Here is a 553-nt window from a genome sequence, read left to right on the forward strand (position 1 = left end):
GAATCCCCGGACGCCAGCGCCCGCAATCCCTCCACCAGCGCCTCACCATCCGCACCCACCACCACGGCACGGTGATCGAACACCGCACGCGTGGCGGCCAGGGAGTGGGCCAGGTCCAGCGGGTCGGCCGAGGGGTCGCGCTCCACGTGGGCGAGCAGCCGCGCGGCCTGCTCCCTCAGGGCCTCCGGTGTCCTGCCGGAGAGCACCCAGGGGAGGACGGCGGGAGGACGCACGACGTCGTCGGTGCCGTTGTCGTCCTCGGCGGTGTCGTCGGCGGGCGCCGCTTCGATGATGACGTGGGCGTTGGTGCCGCCGAAGCCGAAGGAGGACACGCCGGCCCGTCGGGGACGGCCCACGGCCGGCCACTCCCGGGCCTCGGCGAGCAGTTCGACCGCGCCGTCCGTCCAGTCGACGGCCGGCGTGGGCTCATCGGCGTACAGGGACTTGGGCAGGACGCCGTGGCGCATCGCCTGCACCATCTTGATCACACCGCCGACACCGGCCGCCGCCTGCGCGTGCCCGATGTTGGACTTCAGCGAACCCAGCCACAGAG

Annotated in this window: 1 protein-coding gene; it reads right to left on the reverse strand. The window is 73.2% G+C overall.

What is annotated here, in order from left to right; genetic code table 11:
- A partial coding sequence (locus tag IE178_RS35370; protein WP_193515113.1) for a ketoacyl-synthetase C-terminal extension domain-containing protein occupies positions 1 to 553 on the reverse strand: 553 nt, incomplete at both ends.

The sequence above is a fragment of the Streptomyces griseoloalbus genome (assembly GCA_014650015.1).
GTDB lineage: Bacteria > Actinomycetota > Actinomycetes > Streptomycetales > Streptomycetaceae > Streptomyces > Streptomyces griseoloalbus.